The organism is Collinsella aerofaciens (assembly GCF_027679495.1).
Classification (GTDB): Bacteria; Actinomycetota; Coriobacteriia; order Coriobacteriales; family Coriobacteriaceae; genus Collinsella; species Collinsella aerofaciens_AK.
On the sequence record NZ_JAQEKC010000004.1, the window covers coordinates 54,622 to 73,589 of the forward strand.

Here is an 18,968-nt window from a genome sequence, read left to right on the forward strand (position 1 = left end):
CGTTAGTTCTCCTTCTTGGACAGATACTCAATGAGGCTCGTCTTCACGAGGGACGTGAAGCTGACGCCATTGAGAGCGGCCGCCTCCTTGGCGGCATCGCGCATGTTCTTGGGGATGCGGATGGTTACCGCCACGTTCTCGCCGTCCACGAGGAAGCTTCTGAGCTCGCTCGGGGTGGCTTCTCCGTCGATAAGGTCGGCGTACTTCATGGGAACCTCCGCGATTGCACGATGCAATACAAATGTGCTTACGATTCTAGCAAAGGGCGAAAGGGAAATAGCCGTCTGGTGCAGATAGGCAGGCAATGCAATTGTCTCCAATAAAATGGAGCAAGACCATTATTTGCGCAGATTAAAGCGTGTGTAGGAGAACGCAATACAAAGCATCATAAAAGAACTGCATTGAGCGCGCAGCGACATGCGCGGCAATCGTTGAAGTGGAACCATAATGAATCAATTACGGTTCCCGAGATGTTGGGAGGCAGAGGGGAACCGCTTCAAGGCGTATGACCCCATCTGGGCAAGCGAAGACAGCTGTTCAAAAGAGAGCTACCAGAATTGCACATAATAGCTTTCCGTTCAGATAATCTTGGACACGATTCAACGGGCGATGACGCCCACTCTAGGAAAGTTTGCATCGTCTCCTTATAATGCCTCATCAAGAAGTATCAGGTGTTTTGCAAGGCGAGAAAAAATGGCTATGACCGAAATTGAAAAAGGGTTGTTTCTCAGACTCTTCAACCGTGGCGGCTATGTTCTTAATTTCACAACAAGCTCCTTCGACACTTTTACTAAAAGCAGCATTGGCGTTGCGCTTTGCGCTCATTACGGCCTATCGAAAGGTAGATCTCTCACCAAGTACATCGAAGAAGAATCTGATGTAAGCGGAACAAAGTTGCTATGCGACCTGTTTGATTACTATGAGGCACAGCCTGAATACGCCAGCGAAATGGATGGCACTTCCACAGCTCGCGACGCTAAGAACCATCATTTTCTTTATGAAAAGTGCAAGCCCGTTGCGAGGCGAGAACGAGCAGGCGTCTCCGTTCTCGCCCAACGTGAGGAACTTGAGACCCATTTCACGAGCGACTACATGCGTCAACAAATCGATGCTCTCTTTTCATCGCGAGAGACCAATCCAACTGAAGCAATTGGTAAGTCCAAGGAACTGATCGAAAGTTGTTGCAAAACAATCCTTGAAGAAAACAGCAGAGACTATGGGGGCAATTGGGGCGTATCGCAGCTTGTCAAGGAAACGATGAAGTGCCTCGGCATTGAGACAGACGACATTAACGCCGACCTCCCGGCGGGAGGGACCATAAAGCGCATCCTCAGTAGCCTCGGCAACATCGCCGGCGGTATTGCCGAGCTGCGCAACCCATATGGAACAGGTCACGGCAAAGCCGACAGCTATAAAGGACTGACCATAAGACACGCAAAACTTGCTGTAGGAAGTTCGGCGACGCTAGTCGAATACCTCTGGGATGCCCATGAATGGCGCAAAGAAAGCCAGCAAAGTTAACCGACACAATCGGCTTCGAACTTATGCAGCTTCGCCAGCGCATTTACAAGGGCAACCAGATTTGCATCTTGCCGCACGTCAAGGGCGACGGTCGCAACTGCCGCAATCCATTCCGTCTGCACTTTTGCTTTGATGATGAGGCGCAGCTGATCGCGATTGGCCACTGTGGAAGCCATTTGCCAACATCAGGAACTGCTAGGCAATAAGATGCCGCGCCAGCATAGGCGGAGGGCGTCCCCCTACCTCCCCTCCGCCTTCAGCTTCAGCAGCAGGTCGCCCAGCTCGGGGCACTTGCTAGAGAGGCGTGTCTGGGCCCGCTCGCCCATCCCCCAACGTTGGCGGACTTCTTGGGCGCGCGGACTCACGTGATAGTCCCCGTCCATCACCTGCTTGAGCAGCTTGGCGGTCACGCGCGCATCGGCTAGGGCGCTGTGGGCATGGCCCGTCGACTCGTCAAACTCGATGCCGAACCACGTTGCCGCGTCGCCCAACGAGACGCGCCCGTGGCTGCCAACGTCCATGATCGAGGTGTAAAACGCCTGCAGGTCGGCCCAGTCCGTAGGAAATGTGGAAAGGTCGATGTGCTTTGCCTGGCACTCGGTCAAAAGCTGCCGACGGTCCGCACCGCTCCAACAGACCACCTGGGCGGAGTAGCGACCGATCCAATCGCTGAGCCTTTTTATCACCATGTAGAGCGGATCGGCCATCGCGGTGTCCACGGCCGATATCCCCGTGAGCTCGCGGACGGGATACGCAACGCCTTCGGTAAATTCCGTCTGCACAAACTGCGAGAACTCGCCCATAACGTTGCCGTGGTAATCGAGCTTAACGGCGCCGACCTCGATAATCTCATTGCGCAGCCCACGGCGCTGGCGCTGCTTTGGCACCGGCGCAAACTCAAAGTCCAGCACAATCTGGCGCGCAAAGTTCGTCGTATCGATAGCCGAGATACACGGCATCTTTTCAGCTGACACGGTTAGGGCCTTTCTCCGTCAACTGCCGCTTGCTACATAGGCGGCTACATTGCCGTAAGGATAGGCGCCCGTGCGGACATGAAAGCGGGGCGCAATACCATGCGCTGGTCGCACGCCATGCAGACGGCCCCAAGAGAATCGCCCGCTCTATTCAAATGCATGAAAAAGATTTGGGCCCGGTGACTTGAATCAGCGGTCATCCCGGGCCCATCAGAGCTCGTAGAGCTCTTGGTTGCTTTGGTCTCGCTCTTCACGGCGCTTATCGAACTTTCCGAGGCACTCAAGCAGCATTCGAAGCATAACAAGTCGCTGCCATTAAGGCACTGACCTCTTGACCAAGCAACAGCGCTGCCCAGCTATCACCCTTGGGCTGCCGTCAACTTTATTCTATCCGCGAGCATCTGGTTTACCAAATGGATTTTCGGTAAAGGAAGCACGGCACGCCCGCAAAACCACTACGCCCCAAGTGCCGCCATGGGAATCACCGCCACGCCGTCGTCGCGTGTGTAGGCAATACTCCCCTTTCCAACCACGACCGCCAAAAACGCCGGCGCGGCATTCTGGGCGGCAGGATTGGAGAGCGCTTTCCTCTCCAGCGCCTTGAGATTTCTCGCTCCATCGTCTGCTTTCGCATCACTCAGCTTGACCTCGATGGCTCCCCAGCGCCCGTCGTGCTCAACGATCAGATCGACCTCAAGGCCCTTCTCATCTCGGAAATAATGGACACTGTTGTCGACACCGCCGTAGGTGGAAAGGAACACGCGCATGTCGCGCAGGACGAGATTCTCAAAGAGCATCCCCAGCGTTTGCATATCGCCAAGCAGCCGCTCAGGGGTAGCCCCCAGCAACGCCGCCGCAAGTGACGGGTCACAGAAGTAGCGCTTGGGGCGCACGCGAACGCGGGCCTTCGAGCGCATGGGCGGCTCCCATCCGCACAGGTCCTCGGTCAGCTTGAGCCTGTTGAAGAGGTCCAAGTACGCAGCGATGGTCCTCTCGTCGGGGCCCGCCTCACCGTACGAGGCGTCCTTTACGAGCGTCTTGTACGTGACAGCCTGGCTCTCGTTCATGGCAAGAGCTCGCAAAAGGCCGTGTGCAAGCTCGGGCGACATACCCTCGTCCAGCACGTTGACGTCGAGCACCGAGTGCACGTACTGGCTTGCCGTCTCTCGCGCAAGATCTTCCGAAAGCCCAAGATTTGCAGGCCAACCGCCCCTGCAGCACCAGCGGGCGACGTCATCCACCGTGCTCTCGCGACGCTGAGGGGCAAAATCCTCGCCCTTAAAGAGGCTTGCCAGTGACACGAGCGGCTCGCCGTCGCCCGACTCACACAGGGCCATGGGGCGCATTGACAGACGGGCGATCCTACCCGTGCCGGAATGACGAACATGGCTGCGCTCCTCGCTTTTGAGCGCGGTCGAGCCCGTGAGCAAAAGTGTCCCCCGTTCGTTGCCGCTCGCGTCCACGAAACGCCGGGCGGCATCCCAAACCTCGGGCACCTCCTGCCATTCATCGACCAGGTGTGGCGCATCGCCGATGAGCGCCAGGCTTGGGTCGACCTCTGCCGCCGCACGCTGCGCAGGCTCATCGAGCCTGGAGACGCTCGCCGAGCGAGAGAGCGCCGTCCAGGTCTTGCCGCACCATTTGGGGCCGTTGATCTCCACACAGCCAAACGCCCGCATAAGGGTGTCGAGGCGCTCCTCTATGAGCCGGGGCCTATATCCCTTTTGGGTCAATCTCTTTGGTGCATCCACAGACGGCCGTCCCTCTCTATCACGCGATATGCGAAATTACGCCATTCTCAATGCTGATTTTACGCTACTTTCAATGTAGTTTTTACGCCATGACAGATGTAGTTTTTACGCCATTTTCATTGAAGGTTTTACGCTTGGCATCCTTAGCGCGACCCATTCCGAGCATCGCATCAGAGCGCTTGGTTATCTCCGCTCGCACATCTCGGCAAACGAAATCAGCTTGACGTCTCCCCTGCTCTCTGCGGCTTCCTGGCATCCTTGCGTAAAGCCACGCTTCGAGAAGATCACGTAGCTTTTATGCTGCCGCCTAAAGAGCTCGCTTCGGTGCACGAGCTTTTGCAGCATGTCTTCGCCCACCGGTTCATTGCGCCATTTGCACTCCGCAAACAGCGCAGTGCCCTCGCCATCGTCAACAATCAAGTCGATTTCTTCCTGCGTATGCGTGCGATTATCCGTCCCCCACCAGCGCCCGACGCTCGCCGGAACCACATCGAGCTGGCCCGCCCGCGCAAGTTCGTACACGTATTGCCTGCATATAAGCTCAAAGACCGTACCCATGTAATCCGATACGTGCGGCTCAATGCGCTTATACGCCATCTCGGCCATATCGTTTTGAATCAGCCCGATGTTCTGCGGAACAAACTTGTACCAGAACCTAAACATCTGGTCGCTCAGCAGATACACGGCTCGCTTATTGCTCGTCTCGTTTAGGGGCAGCTCGCGCTCGACAATCCCAAGCGACGCCAGCTTATCCACATAGCTCTTTACGTTGCTCGCAGGGATTCCCGTGGAGCTCGCAATCTCCGAGATCTTCGAGCGCCCCTGGGCAATTGCCTGCACAATCGCATCATATTGCTCGGGATTGCGGCACTCTTGCAATAGCAGGTTACTCGGCTCCTCAAAGAGATAGCCCGTAGGAGTAAGAAAAAGACGTTTGATGTTGTCCTTGAGCGGTGCGGCAGGATCGACTTTCTCGATATATGCAGGAATGCCGCCCGTCATGCCATAGCAAACTGCAGCGTCTTCGCGACTCATGCTCTGCCACAGGCCGAGGGTCGTCATAAAATCGAGCGGCATGATCTTAAACTGGGCCGTACGCCTACCGTATAGCGGACTCTCGTAGCCCAGCACCTGCTCTTCCATAAACGAAAGCGACGACCCGCACAGGATAAGCATGAGCTTGGTCTCTTTGTACAGGTGATCGATCTTATCTTGCAGCAACGAGCTGATTTCGGGATTCGATTGGGCGAGATAGGGATACTCGTCAATCACGACAACCAAACGTTCCGTGCGAGCCATGGTGGCCAATGCATCGAACGCTTCGTCAAAACTACGAAACGACACGCCTGCAGCACCAACCGAGCCTGCAAGTATCGCCTGGCTAAAGCCGTGCAGGTTTGCCTCCGCATTGGTACGACGAGCTTGAAAGTAAATAGCCTTCTTGCCTTGGATGAACTCTGTGATAAGGCGCGTTTTACCCACACGACGGCGGCCGTAAATCACAGGCATTTCAAAGGAGCCCGTGCCATACAGTCGATTGAGCTCGGACATTTCCACTGTTCTTCCGATAAACATAGGGCCATCCTTCCTTTGCGTTATAGCTAGCTATATTATACCTTCCTATAATATAGCTAGCTATAACGTAATTCGACAAGCGGCGCACGAAAAGGGGCGATACACCGCCGCACGTGGACCGTTCCGGAAAATGTATCCCGTTCTGGAGCCAAAAACTGGGCCGTAGTTTCCGCCAAACATGCCATCCGGAAAGTGCGTCCCACCCCGAGGCTCGATTCCGGGACACAGTTTCCGCTTGAGGGCTGATCCGGAAAGCACGTCCCATTCCGAGTGGCAATTCCGGGACACAGTTTCCGCAGATACAATGCAACGATCCGCCGCCCTTATCACATGCCTTCAAATATGCGGTCCAGAAACACAAAACAGCAGATAGATTGCTCTTTTTCGGAAAAGTACACGTCCCGATACTTACCAAGACTTCATATCCAGCTACCGTTCACGGTCGCCGATTACCGCCCACCGATTCAAACAAGAAATATGTCGCCAAAAGCAGGTCATCTACCTGCATGGTTAGATTTTGGTCAGCTTTTGGTCAGCTGAGCGGCAAGTTCCAGCTGGTACGTTTTTGCTACCCAAAAGAAGGCGGTAGCTCATGACCCATTGCAATGACCAACTCATCGACCAGCTGTTGAACCAAGCCGAACAAGAGGAGCGCTGTCTGATTCCCCCGAGCGCGGCGATCCGAAAAGCGCTCCTTCGGCGCATCGGCAGCGCGGTCGTCTCCCCCATGCCGGGTTTGTTCGCGCGCAAAATGCGCTGGGATGAGCTCAACCGGGCGCAGCGTCATTGCGAGATTATTCGCGCCCTTGCGATCATCCACCCCGATTGGACGTTCTGCTCGTTTTCGGCAGCTTGCCTGCTGGGGCTCGAGGTCTCGTGGCGACATCTGAATGTCGTGCATGTTTGCAGCTCGACAAAGCCGTCGGCTCGTCCGGGCGCACATATTCAGCGACACCAGATTGAGCCGGCCGGAGCAATACGCAGAGCCGGCATATCGGTAACGCCGCCCATCCAAACGGCCACAGATTGCCTGCTGCAAACTGGTTTTGCCGACGGCATGCCCATTGCCGATTCGGCGATCTCAAAGCTCGGCCTTGCGCCGGAACAGCTGATGGAGGCCGTTGAGCAACGAGCGACTGCCCGCAATGGTCGCGCGATTCGCACCGCCCTCACAACGCTTCGATATGCCGACGCCCGCGCCGAGAGCGGCGGGGAATCGGTCGCCCGAGCCGTCATGATCGAGACGGGCTTTGCGCCCGACTGGCTTCAATACGAGTTGACGGACCCCTTCGATTCGGCCAAGCCCATACGAACGGACTTTGCCTGGGAGCGCCAGGCGCGGGAACTCACGCTGGGCGAGCTCGACGGGCTCATCAAATATACCGACCAGACCATGCTGGCCGGACGCACCACCGCCGAGGCGCTCGTTGCCGAACGACAGCGCGAGGCGCACCTATCGCTCTACGGCCACCCTCTGCTGCGCTTTAACATGAACGAGGTCCGCTCGGCAGGAATGCTCGCCAAAAAGCTGCAGACGGCAGGCATCCGGCAGACCGCGCTGCCGACGTGGCTCAACGACGTGGAGCTGTAGGAGCTGCTAGGCCGTGCATCGCCGGATCGCATCCCCCCTATCTGGGCCGCGTTTTCCCAACGGCCACGCCAACGGAAAGCGCGGCCCAGCCTGGACGCTCAAAACGGGATGCACTTTCCGGATGGCGGGCCTGGCGGAAAGCGTGTCCCGGAATCAGGTCTCGGAACGGGTCGTGCTTTCCGGTTGAGTCCTTCAGCGGAAACCGCATCCCGGAATAAACGCTCAAACTGGGATGCACTTTCCAAACGGCCGGCCAGCGGAAAACACATCCCATTCTGAGGCACGATTCCGGGACGCAGTTTCCGCATGCGGCCCCGTTGGGAAAGTTAATCCCGTTCCGAGGCTGGATTCCGGGATGCAGTTTCCGTATGCGGAGGCGCTCCAAACAAAAGGCCCCGACTCGCGATGGAGCCGGGGCCAAAGGCGCAGCGTATGTAGTTGATGCTGAGCGCGAACTGCCCGTCAGCAATGCCGTCCGCGCTCTACCCTACCCGCGGTGACGAGCGCGGCTGTAGGGCGTATCCACCATGGGCAGATCCGGACGCAGCTTGCCGTCAAATGCGCGATAGGCGTTCTGTACGGCGGGCGCCGTGGGGATTGTTGCGATCTCGCCGATGCCCTTGCCGCCGTATGCCACGGGCAGCAGCTCATCCTTCTCCACGTAGATGGCGTGGATATCCGGAATCTCGGGCGCACGGAACAGTCCGAGCGTGCCGTACCTTGCCTGGGGCACGCAGTCCTTGAGCGGCCAATCCTCGGTAAGCGCATAGCCCATACCCATGAGCACGCCGCCTTCGATCTGACCCTGGATGGAGATGGGATTGACCACCTTGCCGGAATCGTGCGCGGCATAGACCTCGCTCACGCGACCGTCATCATCCAGAATGACCACATGCGTGGCAAAGCCGTAGCAGATGTGGCTCTTGGGGTTGGGAACGTCGGCGCCCAGCTTGTCGGTCGGCTCCAGGTACACGTACCCAAACTCGCAGCCCTCGAGCGCCTTGATGGCGGCAGCGGGATCTTGAGGATGCATACCCTGGCCGGCGACGAGTTCCTGTGTGTGCAGCTGATAGGCGCGACCGTCGTCGTACTCGATCTTGATGCCATCACCATGGGCGCTCACAGGAGCATCGGGTGCATGCTTGCCGGCCTCGATGTCAAGCATGGCATCGCGCAGCAGGAAGGCGGCACCGCGCACGGCCTCGCCGGTCACGACCGTCTGACGCGAGCCAGACGTGGTGCCGGAGTCGGGAGCGTTCTCGGTGGAGCACTCGCCGTTGGCGATGCAGCGAAGCGGCAGGCCGCATGCCTCGGCAACGTCCTGCAAAAAGACGGTGTTGCAGCCTTGGCCGATGTCGGACGTGGCGGCATAGACCACGGCCACGCCGTCCTCGATGCGAATCTTGCAGCGGCCGGCATCGGGCAGGCCAACGCCCACGCCGGCGTTCTTCATGGCGCAGGCGATACCGGCGTGTCCGGGATGCGCATAGTAGGCATCCTTGACCTCGAGCAGTGTCTCCTTCAGCGCCGTGGAGCAGTCGGCAATCTGACCGTTGGGCAAAACCTCGCCCGGCTCGATGGCGTTGCGGTAGCGAATCTCCCACGGATCCAGGCCGACCTTCTCTGCCAGCAGGTCGATCAGGCTCTCGAGCGCAAACTCGGACTGGCAAACGCCAAAGCCGCGGTACGCACCGGCGGGCGGGTTGTTGGTGTAGTAGCCAAAGCCGCGGATGTCGGTGTTCTGGTACTTGTAGGGGCCGACGGCATGCGTACAGGCGCGCTCGAGCACCGGGCCGCACAGCGACGCGTAGGCGCCGGTGTCAAAGTTGATCTCGCAGTCTAGGCCGGTAAAGTTGCCCTCGGCGTCGCAGCCCAGCGTAAAGGTGCCGTCCATGGCATGGCGCTTGGGATGGAAAGCGAGCGACTCGGCACGCGTGAGCTTACACTTCACAGGACGTTGGAACTTATAGGCGGCGAGCGCGGCCAAGTGCTGGATGGACACGTCCTCCTTGCCGCCAAAGCCGCCACCCACGAGCATGGTCTCTACAACCACGCGCTCGGGCTCGCTATCCCAGCCAAACATGTGAGCGCACTCTTTGCGCGTATCGTAGGCACCCTGGTCGGTCGACTGCACCTTGACGCCGTTCTTGTACGGGAAGGCAACGGCACACTCGGGCTCCAAGAAGGCATGCTCGGTAAAGGGCGTGGTAAAGCGCTGCGTCACGGTGAACGCGCTTTCGGCCAGCGCCTTGGCGGCGTCGCCGCGCGTCACATGACGGCTCTGGCACACGTTGTCCTTGAGCTCCACTGTGTTGCCAAAGGCAAAGAAGCTGTCATGCAGGCGCGGGGCGTCGGCGGCCCTGGCCTCCACAATGTTGCGCACGGGCTCCAACGGCTCGTAGTCAATCTTTACGAGCTTCTTTGCCTTCTCGAGCGTCGCCTCGTCCTCGGCGACCACCAGCACGATGGCATCGCCCACGCAGCGGGTGATATCGCCCTGAGCGATCATGACGTCCCAGTCCTGGATAAGGTGGCCGACCTGGTTGACCGGCACGTCCTCGGCGCGCAGGACGCCCACCACACCGGGCAGGGCCTCGGCCTTGGAGGTGTCGATGGAGAGCACGCGGGCGCGCGGATACTTGGAGCGCACGGCGCTGGCATAGGTCAGGCCCGGCTGATCGAGCTCGTCGATGTCGTCGGGATACTTGCCCTCGCCGAGCACCTTCTTGCGCACGTCAATACGGAAGGCGCGCTTGCCCACGCCGTAGTCATCGCCGCGCTCCAGGTCCTCGTCGATCTGCTTTTCGCCGCGGAGCACCGCAGCGGCCAGCGAGATGCCCTCGATAATCTTTTTGTAGCCGGTGCAGCGACAGACGTTACCGCGAATGGCGTACTTGATCTGCTCCTCGGTGGGCTCGGGGTCCTCGGCGATGAGCGCCGCACCCGCCATGACCATGCCGGGAATGCAAAAACCGCACTGCACGGCGCCCACGGCGCCAAAGGCGTACACAAAGGCCTCGCGCACGTCCTCGGGCAGGCCCTCGACGGTCACGATGTTGCGGCCGGCGGCAAGAGCGGTGGTCAGCACGCACGCCTTGACGGCCGCACCGTCCACATGGATGGTGCAGGTGCCGCAGGCGCCCTCGGAGCAGCCGTCCTTGGCGGAGTGAATGTGCAGGTCGTCGCGCAGATAGCGCAGCAGTGGTTTATTCTCCGTCGTCGTGTGCTCGACACCGTTAACGGTAAAAGTGAATTCCTGTGCCATGGTGATTCCCTTCTACACGCCGGCGGCGATGCCGGTGCGGTCGTGGATGGCGCCATGCGGGCAGATGACGGCGCACATGCCGCACGACAGGCAGTCCGCGCCGTCGATATGGGCGCAGTTGTCCTCGATGCGGATAGCGCCGGCAGGGCACTTTTTGGCGCACATGCCGCAACCGATGCAGCTCGTGTCGCAGATCTTGCGGGCGATGGCGCCCTTATCGGTGTTGTTGCAGCGCACCAGGATGTTCTGGTAGCCGGGAACGAAGGCAATCACGCGCTGCGGGCACGCCATGCTGCACAGGCCACAGCCCGTGCACTTGGAGCGGTCCACGCGGGCGATGCCATCGACCAGCGCAATGGCGCCGTGGGGGCAGGCCGTGACGCAGGCGCCACAGCCAATGCAGCCTTCGCTGCAGTGGGCGTCGCCGCCTGCGGAGGCGCAACCGCTTCCGCAGGCAACGTAGGCCACGTTATGTTGAATGGATTTGGCCATAAGAGACTCGCCTATTTCTTAAGAAGGTACGAATAGTTGTCGCGCACAGCCCTGATGGTCAGGCGGACGGCCTCGGGAAGACCGGTGTTGACGGCATCGACCGAGACGGTGCGGACCGTGCCGGCGACGCGAACCTTAAAGTGGTCCTCGTCCACGGCCAGGAAGCCCTCGTTCTCGGAGTTCTCCATGTCCTCCTCGCTCCAGAACAGGGTGAGCTTGTCCTTGTAGGGACGACCCTCCTGGTAAGGGCAGAACACGGCGCAGTTGCCGCACTCATTGCACATGCCGTCGACATGGACGACCTGATGCTTGGCCAGGCCCGGCACCTTAATTGCCACGTTGGCGCGGTTGGGGCACACATCGCAGCAGACCTCGCACACCGAGCCGCAGCCCAGACAGCGGGTCTTGGTGCAGTTGCGCTTGTCGCGGCACAGCGACCCCTTGCGCTCGTAGCAAGTGTCCTCGCGGCCGGCCTGCTCGTTGCAGTCGGCGTACTTGTTAAAGTCCACGTCGGCGATGGCACGGGCGACCTCGGCGGCATCGGCGATAGCCTCGACCACGGTGGCAGGACCGCGGCGGCAGTCGCCCGCAGCCCAGACGCCCTCGACGCCGGTGGAGGTAGCGGCAAGGCGGCCGCGACGGTCGTGCTCGACGCCCGCGGCATCGTACAGGCTGGCGTCGATGCCCTCGCCCACGGCGCAGATCACCGTGGTGGCGGGAAGCTCAACAGTCTCGCCCGTGGCGACGGGGCTGCGGCGGCCGCTTGCATCCGGCTCGCCAAGCTCCATAACATCGCAGGTCAGCACGGCGCCGTTGAGTGCCTTAGGTGCCAGCAGCTCGCAGAACTCAACGCCGTCGGCAAGAGCAAGATCGAGCTCTTCCTCATCGGCGGGCATCTGCTTCTTGGTGCGGCGGTAGACCAGGCGCACGTTCTTCACGCCGGCCAGGCGCTTGGCCACGCGGGCCGCGTCCATGGCGGTGTTGCCGGCGCCAATGACCACGACGTCCTCGCCCAGCTCGAGCTTCTCGCCCTTCTTGGCGGCCTCGAGGAACTCCAGCACGTCGAGCTCGGCGCCCTCGCCCAGGCCCGCAGAGCCGGGCATCCAGGCACCGGTGGCCACGACCACGTCGGTAAAGCCCTGGTCCTTGAGCTCGTCAATGGAATCAACGCGAGCGTTGAGCTGCACCTTGGCGCCAAAGGCTAGGCAGAGCTCGGCATCGTGGGAGATATCGTCGCTCGCGATACGGAACTCGGGAATCACGTGACGGACCACGCCGCCGAGCGAATCGCGGGCCTCAAAGATGGTGACGGGCACGCCGGCACGCGTCAGGAAGAACGCCGTCGCCAGGCCGGCCGGGCCGCCGCCGATAACGGCAACGTTGCGCTCGCCGTCGTTGGCGATGGCCTGGGCGCGCAGCTTGGGCAGCACGGCGGTCATGGCCTCGCGGGCGGCCTTGAGCTTGCTGGCGCGAATCTGGGCGCCCTCGGGCTCGTAGAACGCACGCTCGCAGGCACGGCCGCAGGGATGCGGGCAGATGGTGCCGGTAATGAACGGCAGGGCGTTGCGCTCGATGATGATGTTGAGTGCGTCCTCGTAGCGGCCCTCGTCAACGGCCGCCAGGTAGGCGGGAATATCCTGCTGGATGGGGCAGCTCGTGCGGCACGGCGTGGTAAAGCAATCGGAAAGAGGGCTCTTGCCGGCGACCTTGCGGTCGGGCAGCGGACGCAGCGGCTTCTTGTAGAGCGGGTTGGTGAGTGAGTCGGTCTGGATCGCAGTCACAGCCTCGAGAGAGACACCCGCGAACGGCTTGCCATCCAGGTCGGTAAACTCGCCGGCCATCTGGCTAAAGCGCTCGTAGCCACCGGGCTTGAGCACGTCGGTCGCCAGGGTGACGGGCCAAATGCCGGCATCGTACAGGGCGCGGATGTTGTAGACCGTAGCACCGCCGGAGTAGCTGATGCGCAGCTTGCCATCGAACTGCTCGGTAATGCGACGGGCAGCCTCGATGGCCAGCGAGAACAGCGAACGGCCGGACATGTACATCTCGGTGGAAGGCAGCTCGTTCCTCGTCACGTCGACGGGGAAGGTGTTGGTGAGCTTGACGCCAAACTCCAGGCCGCGCTCGGCGCACAGGGCAATCAGGCGCTCGAACATGGGCACGGCGTCGGCCCACTGCAGGTCCTCGCGGAAGTGCGTATCGTCGAAGACGATGTAGTCAAAGCCCAGCTCGTTGAGGCGCTGACGTGCAAACTCATAGCCCAGCAGCGTGGGGTTGCACTTGATGTAGGTGTTGAGGCCCTTCTCGGTGATGAGGTAGGTCGCGATGCGCTCGATCTCGGCGGGCGGGCAGCCGTGCAGGGTAGACTCGGTGATGGAGTTGGAGACGCGTGCCGGGATGGACTCGACAAACGCGGCGTCGACATGCTCAAACTTGTCCAGGTTGGCGAGCGCCCATGCGCGGCACTCGTTCCAGACGTCGGAGCCGCTGGCGTCCTTCATGCCCTCGATGTAGGCGTCGACCTTGGGGCTCTTGATGCCCTCCAGGTCATAACCCACGGACATGTTGAAGACAAAGCCGTCCGGGCTGCCCAGGCCGTACTCGCGAGCGATCAGGTGGCAGGCAAACCATGCCTTCACGTACTCGGCAAAAGCCTGCGGAACCTCGAGCTCGGTCGACCACTCGCAGTTGTAGCACTCGTCCTGCGCCACAATGCAGGGCTTGTTGACACACTTGGAGAGCTCCTCGCCGTCCATAACCTGAACGGTCTTGAGCTCAAAGAAGCGGGAACCGGCCACGTAGGATGCCACAATGTTCTGGGCCAACTGCGTATTGGGACCGGCGGCCGGGCCAAACGGAGTCTCGATGCGCTCGTCAAAAATGGGAAGCGCGCCCTCCTGGTTGGTCGTGACCATCTTGCGCACGCCAAAGACGGCGCCCTGAGTCTTGTGCTCCTCGATGATCCAGTTCATCAGCTGCGAAAACGGGATCGGCCTCATGATGTCGCTCATAATGAGTTCCTCTCTGTAACGCCCGGCGAGACCGCGCGGCGGGCGCAAATACGGTGTAGCGCTAGCACAGCGCCGGCGACCCCGCGGAGGCCGCCTATGCGCGCGCCGGATGTGGCGAAACATCCGACGCGCGCGAATCTACTTGTGAATTAGTAGGTGCGATCGTTGAGCGTGCTCCAGAGCTTCTTGGACTCGGCCATGGTCCACGCGTTAATCTTTTCCTCATCGATACCGACAAACTCGCGATCCTTGTACAGGACGCGGCCGTTGATGATGGTGGTACGGCAGTTTTTGCCCATCATGCCAAAGAGCATGTGGCCGTCGATGTTCTCCTCGCTCAGCGGCGTAAAGGGCTTGTAGTCCATAACGATGACGTCGGCGGCAGCGCCGGGCTCAAGCACACCGAGCTTGCGATCGAAGTACTTGCTGGCCATCTTGGCGTTATTCTCGAACAGCATGGTCATGGCCTCGCACCAGCCCACGTTGGGCATGGCGGCGTTGTGGCGCTGAATGATCAAGAAGACCTTAAGGCTCTCGAGCATATCGTGGGTGTAGGCGTCGGTGCCCATGCACACGGGGATGCCGCGGCGGAAGAATTCGAGCACGGGGGCGCAGCCCACGGCATTGCCCATATTGGATTCGGGGTTGTTAACCAGCCAGGTGCCGGACTCCTTGACGATATCCATCTCGGCGGGCGTCACGTGGATGCAGTGGCCCAGCATGGTGTCGGGGCCGAGCAGGTTGTGTTGCAGCAGGCGCTCGACGGGGCTGATGCCGCCGCGGTTGAGGCGGGAATCCCACACATCGTTCATGCCCTCGCACACGTGGATGTGGAAGCCGGTCAGACCGTTGTTGGCCTCGGCCATCTTATCCATGGTCTCATCCGACAGCGTAAAGGTGGCGTGACCGCCAAACATTGCGGCGATCATGTGGTTGTCGTTATCGCGACGCTCCTTGGCGGCCCACTGGGCAAACTCGGCGTTCTCGGCAATAGCCTGATCGCACTTTTCCTGGCCACGGCGGTCGGAAACCTCGTAGCACAGGCACGAACGCATGCCCAGCTCCTGAGCGGCGTCCTTAATGGTAAAGAGGCTGCCCGGAATCTCGCAGAAGCTCGCGTGGTGATCGAAGATCGTGGTGACGCCGTCGCGGATGGAATCCAGAATCGTGGCATAGGCGCTGGCCTTGGTGCCGTCGAGCGTCAGGTTGTCGTCAATCTTCCACCACTGCTGCTCAAGATTCTCCAGGAAGTTGGTGGGGTTGCAGCCCTTAATGGCAAGGCCGCGGGCCAGACCCGAGTAGATGTGGGTGTGGCAGTTGATAAGTCCGGGCATGATGAGGTTGCCCTGGGCGTCGACGTACTCGGCATCCGGGTACTTGGCCTTGAGCTCGCGCTCGGGGCCCACTTCGACGATCGTATCTCCGTCAATGGCGACCGCACCGTTGGGAATAAACGGAGTCTGAGCGTTGCGGGTAAAGACGGAACCGTTAGCGACCAGAAGCATAAATGCTCCCTTCAACATCAGGGGCGGGGTTTGACACCTCTGACATGGCGGAAGTGCGAAGCGCCGGCCTACACCGGAAACGGGCCCTCTCCCGTCAACGCTTCACCAAAGGGACAAGCCCTTTGAAGTGCGGCTTGGCGCCGCATGGCGCCGGCGGACGAAGCGATGCGTCCGCCAGCGAATAGCACCGAATTGGTTACTTCTTGCTCTCGGGCAGGACCAGATCCACAGCGGCATCCTTGGCGGCATCGATGTGCTGAGCCACGACCGGCGTCTGCGGAAGGATCAGGTTAAGGACAATGGCCATGATGGCGGTGGGGGTCACGGCGTTGGAGCCGATGACGGTGGACACCCAGGTGGGCATGCCCTCGCCGGCGAGGCAGCCGCTGGCCATCCAAATACCCAGGCCAAAGACGACCGAGGTGCCGACGATGGTGGTGGTGCGCTGCGTGAGGCCCTCGCGGGTGAACATGCGCACACCGTTCATGGTGATGGTGCCAAAGACGCCGACGGTCGCGCCGCCGATGACAGGCTGCGGGATGGCGGAGAGCACGGCAGAGAGCTGCGGGAACAGACCGGCGATGGCAAAGACGGCCGCGATGATCACAAAGACCCACTTGTTGACGACCTTGTTGGAGCAGATGATGCCCACGTTCTGGCCAAGGGCGCTGGTGGGAAGACCGCCCAGCAGGCCGCCGACCATAGAGGTGAGGCCCTGGGACACAATAGCGCCGGAGAGCTCGCGCTCGGTGGGCATACGGTCGATGGAGCCCAGGCAGGCGGCGGAAACGTCACCGATAACCTGGATGGCGACCATGGGGAACACGACAGCGAGGGTAATGCAGACCTCGGGATCAAACTCGAGCGCGTAGGGCATGAGCTTGGGAAGGGCGAAGACCTGAGCGGTGGCGACGCTGGAGAAGTCGATCATGCCAAAGGGGATCGAAACGATCATGCCAACGATCATGCCAAAGAACACGGATCCCAGCTTGAGCGTGCCCTTGCCAAAGTTGGCGAGCGCAAAGACCACGGCGAAGGTGATAAGAGCGACGCACCAGGCCTGCGGGGTGCCCCACAGCGGCGTACCCATACCGCCGGCCATATACTTGACAGCCGTGGGATAGAGAGAGACGCCAATGGAGAAGATGACCGTACCGGTCACGACGGGCGGGAATAGCCACTTAATCTTGCTGTAAGCCAGACCAAAGAGGACCGCGACGGCGCCGCCGACGATCTCGCCGCCCAGCAGCGCACCAAAGCTAAAACCCGAGGCACCCATGGCCTGGAGGGCCGGGAGGAACGCGAACGAAACGCCCATGACGATGGGCAGGCCGCCGCCGATGCGACGGAAGGGAGCGAAGGCCTGAAGGGCCGTGTCGATTGCCGAAAGAATGAGCGCGACCTGGATGATGTCGGTGCTCTGCTGGCTATTAAAGCCGTAGACGCCGGCCATGATGACCGCCGGGGTGATGATACCGGCAAACGAAGCCAGTACGTGCTGAAGGGCACACGGGATCATTTCCTTAACGGGAGGCATGCCTTCACGAGTGAACAGGGCTTCAGTGCCGTTCGTAACCGTCTCCTGGGTCATTTGACCACCAATCCTCGAAGTAGTTGTTTTCGCATCTAACGCTCTATTGTGACGCAGCGCGGGGTTGAGGTTGTGCCTTCATTGCATATCGTATTAAAGATGATTCTCATTCTCAATAATAATTTTTTGTTATCAGACTATTCTTCAGCTGAAATAACGCATTTCCGCAGGTCAGGAAAGTGTCTGGTCAAAATAACATCTAACTTTTCTTTTGGTCAACCGTTTACCGCCAAATATCTACCGCTCATCTGTATTACGCAATGTACCTGCGGATATACGAGATGATGGGCAGCGTGTTACCATGAGAAAAAATTGTTATGAACATTTCCGATTTCACCCCAAGGAGTTGCCCGTGAACGAGACCGTACGCCGCTTTTTGCCGATGGTCGATTTTCTGGAGCAGATACTCGGCAAAAACAGCGAAATCGTGCTGCACGATTTCTCGGATCCCGACCACGCCATCGTCGATATTCGCAACGGCATCGTGAGCGGCCGCAAGGTCGGCGGCCCCGCCACCGATCTGGCACTCAAGATCATGCACGACGCCAAGTATCGCGACCTGCCGTTTATTACGGGCTACGAGGGGCGCGGTGCCGGTGGCAAGACGCTGGAGTCGGCGACGTACTTTATCCGCGAGAATGACGAGATCGTCGGTATGCTCTGCGTCAACACCGACCTCTCGACCGTGCGCTCCATCAACGCCATGGCGCAGCAGCTCATGGCATGCTTCGACGCTGTGCCCAGGCAGGCGGAGCCTGCGTCTATCGAAGTCGAAAGTCTTTCGGAGTCTACACAGGAGCTCATCGACCGCAGCATTACCGAGTTGCTGAGCGCGCGCGGGCTGGATGTAGCGTCGCTTGGTCAGAGCGACCGCGTGGACGTCATTCGCCACCTCAACGGCAACGGGGTGTTCATGCTCAAGGGAGCCGTGGCCTGCGCCGCCACCGCGCTGGGCATCTCGGAGCCCAGCGTCTACCGCTACCTGCAAAAAGTCCGCAAGGAAGGCTAACCCGCTGATTCCTTGGGAGCGGAGGAAAACGGATCATTTTTGTCGCATCGCTTGACAAAAGACCCTGCAGCTCGCACTGCAGGGTCTTTTTGCATGTCATGTTTAGTTGTTGCCAACGCCTTAGAGAGCGGCGACGACCTCGATCTCAACCAGACCGCCAGCCGGAAGGGCGGCAACCTGGAAGGCGCTGCGCGCGGGGAACGGGGCCTCGAACTTGGAGGCGTAGATCTCGTTCACGGCAGTGAAGTCGGCAATGTCGGCCAGGTAGACCGTGGTCTTGACGACATCGGCAAAGGTGGCGCCGGCAGCGGTCAGCAGGGCCTCGACGTTGGCGAGGGACTGCTTGGCCTGGGCCTCGACGCCCTCGGGCATCTTGCCGGTCGCGGGATCGATGCCCAGCTGGCCGGACAGAAACACCATGTTGCCGGTCTGGATACCAGGGGAATACGGGCCGATGGCTGCGGGTGCGTTATCGGAAGACACGACGGTCTTGCTCATGTTTTTCTCCTTACGATCAGATAGAGAGCGTGAGCGCGGCGTTCGCACCGGGAGGCACAGTTCGGTCTGAACACCGCGCTTGATTGGGATAGTACTCAAGGTTTCCGCGCGATGCAAGAATATTATCAGCTTGCGAGAATATTTTATCGCCCAACGGTCTCCCCGAACCGCTGAACGGTTCTCAT

Annotated in this window: 14 protein-coding genes; 3 read left to right on the forward strand and 11 right to left on the reverse strand. The window is 60.1% G+C overall.

The window, feature by feature from the left end:
• Window positions 1-2: 2 nt before the first annotated feature.
• Entirely contained in the window at window positions 3-209 is a 207-nt protein-coding gene (locus tag PGW49_RS02405; protein WP_270225392.1) for a hypothetical protein, read from the reverse strand.
• Between the two features lie 484 nt (window positions 210-693).
• Here PGW49_RS02405 and PGW49_RS02410 point away from each other — a divergent pair, with 484 nt between their 5' ends.
• The gene (locus tag PGW49_RS02410) at window positions 694-1,521 is read left to right on the forward strand and encodes an abortive infection family protein (protein WP_270225393.1); all 828 of its coding nucleotides are present in this window, start codon (window positions 694-696) and stop codon (window positions 1,519-1,521) included.
• Here the strand turns inward: PGW49_RS02410 and PGW49_RS02415 are convergent.
• The 4 genes from PGW49_RS02415 to PGW49_RS02430 form a co-directional block, all read right to left on the reverse strand.
• On the reverse strand, window positions 1,518-1,685 hold the full coding sequence (locus PGW49_RS02415; protein WP_270225394.1) for a hypothetical protein: 168 nt from the start codon (window positions 1,683-1,685) through the stop codon (window positions 1,518-1,520). The two genes, PGW49_RS02410 and PGW49_RS02415, sit on opposite strands and share 4 nt — an antisense overlap.
• 75 nt (window positions 1,686-1,760) lie before the next feature.
• The gene (locus PGW49_RS02420) at window positions 1,761-2,495 is read right to left on the reverse strand and encodes a 3'-5' exonuclease (protein ID WP_270225395.1); all 735 of its coding nucleotides are present in this window, start codon (window positions 2,493-2,495) and stop codon (window positions 1,761-1,763) included.
• A gap of 455 nt (window positions 2,496-2,950) precedes the next feature.
• Complete coding sequence (locus tag PGW49_RS02425; protein WP_270225396.1) at window positions 2,951-4,156, reverse strand: ATP-binding protein; 1,206 nt, start codon at window positions 4,154-4,156, stop codon at window positions 2,951-2,953.
• Window positions 4,157-4,429: 273 nt separating this feature from the next.
• Window positions 4,430-5,821, reverse strand: coding sequence for an ATP-binding protein (locus tag PGW49_RS02430; protein ID WP_270225397.1), 1,392 nt, complete (start codon window positions 5,819-5,821; stop codon window positions 4,430-4,432).
• Window positions 5,822-6,413: 592 nt separating this feature from the next.
• Between PGW49_RS02430 and PGW49_RS02435 the strand changes: the two genes are divergently transcribed.
• Complete coding sequence (locus PGW49_RS02435) at window positions 6,414-7,412, forward strand: hypothetical protein (protein ID WP_270225399.1); 999 nt, start codon at window positions 6,414-6,416, stop codon at window positions 7,410-7,412.
• A gap of 487 nt (window positions 7,413-7,899) precedes the next feature.
• Here PGW49_RS02435 and xdh read toward each other — a convergent pair whose 3' ends face one another.
• The 5 genes from xdh to PGW49_RS02460 form a co-directional block, all read right to left on the reverse strand.
• Window positions 7,900-10,677 carry a selenium-dependent xanthine dehydrogenase gene (gene xdh, locus PGW49_RS02440; RefSeq protein ID WP_270225400.1) on the reverse strand — a complete coding sequence of 926 codons (2,778 nt, stop codon included), beginning with the start codon at window positions 10,675-10,677 and terminating at the stop codon, window positions 7,900-7,902.
• A 12-nt stretch (window positions 10,678-10,689) separates the two neighbouring features.
• Entirely contained in the window at window positions 10,690-11,169 is a 480-nt protein-coding gene (locus PGW49_RS02445; protein ID WP_270225401.1) for a 4Fe-4S binding protein, read from the reverse strand.
• Window positions 11,170-11,180: 11 nt separating this feature from the next.
• A complete protein-coding gene (gene ygfK / locus PGW49_RS02450; protein WP_270225402.1) occupies window positions 11,181-14,180 on the reverse strand; it encodes a putative selenate reductase subunit YgfK in 3,000 nt (999 codons plus the stop codon).
• Between the two features lie 149 nt (window positions 14,181-14,329).
• Window positions 14,330-15,685, reverse strand: a complete 1,356-nt coding sequence (gene ssnA / locus PGW49_RS02455; protein ID WP_250786768.1) for a putative aminohydrolase SsnA — start codon at window positions 15,683-15,685, stop codon at window positions 14,330-14,332.
• A 196-nt stretch (window positions 15,686-15,881) separates the two neighbouring features.
• Window positions 15,882-17,276: a uracil-xanthine permease family protein gene (locus PGW49_RS02460; protein ID WP_035137475.1), complete on the reverse strand. Its 1,395-nt coding sequence runs from the start codon at window positions 17,274-17,276 to the stop codon at window positions 15,882-15,884.
• 352 nt (window positions 17,277-17,628) lie between these two features.
• On the opposite strand from PGW49_RS02460, the gene PGW49_RS02465 reads away from it, so the two are divergent.
• A complete protein-coding gene (locus PGW49_RS02465) occupies window positions 17,629-18,285 on the forward strand; it encodes a helix-turn-helix transcriptional regulator (RefSeq protein ID WP_270225403.1) in 657 nt (218 codons plus the stop codon).
• Between the two features lie 120 nt (window positions 18,286-18,405).
• Here PGW49_RS02465 and PGW49_RS02470 read toward each other — a convergent pair whose 3' ends face one another.
• Complete coding sequence (locus PGW49_RS02470) at window positions 18,406-18,783, reverse strand: RidA family protein (protein WP_270225404.1); 378 nt, start codon at window positions 18,781-18,783, stop codon at window positions 18,406-18,408.
• Between the last annotated feature and the right edge of the window lie 185 nt (window positions 18,784-18,968).

Coding starts and splice junctions, on each gene's coding strand:
- PGW49_RS02430 (WP_270225397.1), bottom strand. CDS start 5,821: ATGTTTATCGGAAGAACAGTGGAAATGTCCGAGCTCAATCGACTGTAT.
- PGW49_RS02470 (WP_270225404.1), bottom strand. CDS start 18,783: ATGAGCAAGACCGTCGTGTCTTCCGATAACGCACCCGCAGCCATCGGC.
- PGW49_RS02445 (WP_270225401.1), bottom strand. CDS start 11,169: ATGGCCAAATCCATTCAACATAACGTGGCCTACGTTGCCTGCGGAAGC.
- PGW49_RS02410 (WP_270225393.1), top strand. CDS start 694: ATGGCTATGACCGAAATTGAAAAAGGGTTGTTTCTCAGACTCTTCAAC.
- PGW49_RS02435 (WP_270225399.1), top strand. CDS start 6,414: ATGACCCATTGCAATGACCAACTCATCGACCAGCTGTTGAACCAAGCC.
- PGW49_RS02460 (WP_035137475.1), bottom strand. CDS start 17,276: ATGACCCAGGAGACGGTTACGAACGGCACTGAAGCCCTGTTCACTCGT.
- xdh (WP_270225400.1), bottom strand. CDS start 10,677: ATGGCACAGGAATTCACTTTTACCGTTAACGGTGTCGAGCACACGACG.
- ygfK (WP_270225402.1), bottom strand. CDS start 14,180: ATGAGCGACATCATGAGGCCGATCCCGTTTTCGCAGCTGATGAACTGG.
- PGW49_RS02405 (WP_270225392.1), bottom strand. CDS start 209: ATGAAGTACGCCGACCTTATCGACGGAGAAGCCACCCCGAGCGAGCTC.
- ssnA (WP_250786768.1), bottom strand. CDS start 15,685: ATGCTTCTGGTCGCTAACGGTTCCGTCTTTACCCGCAACGCTCAGACT.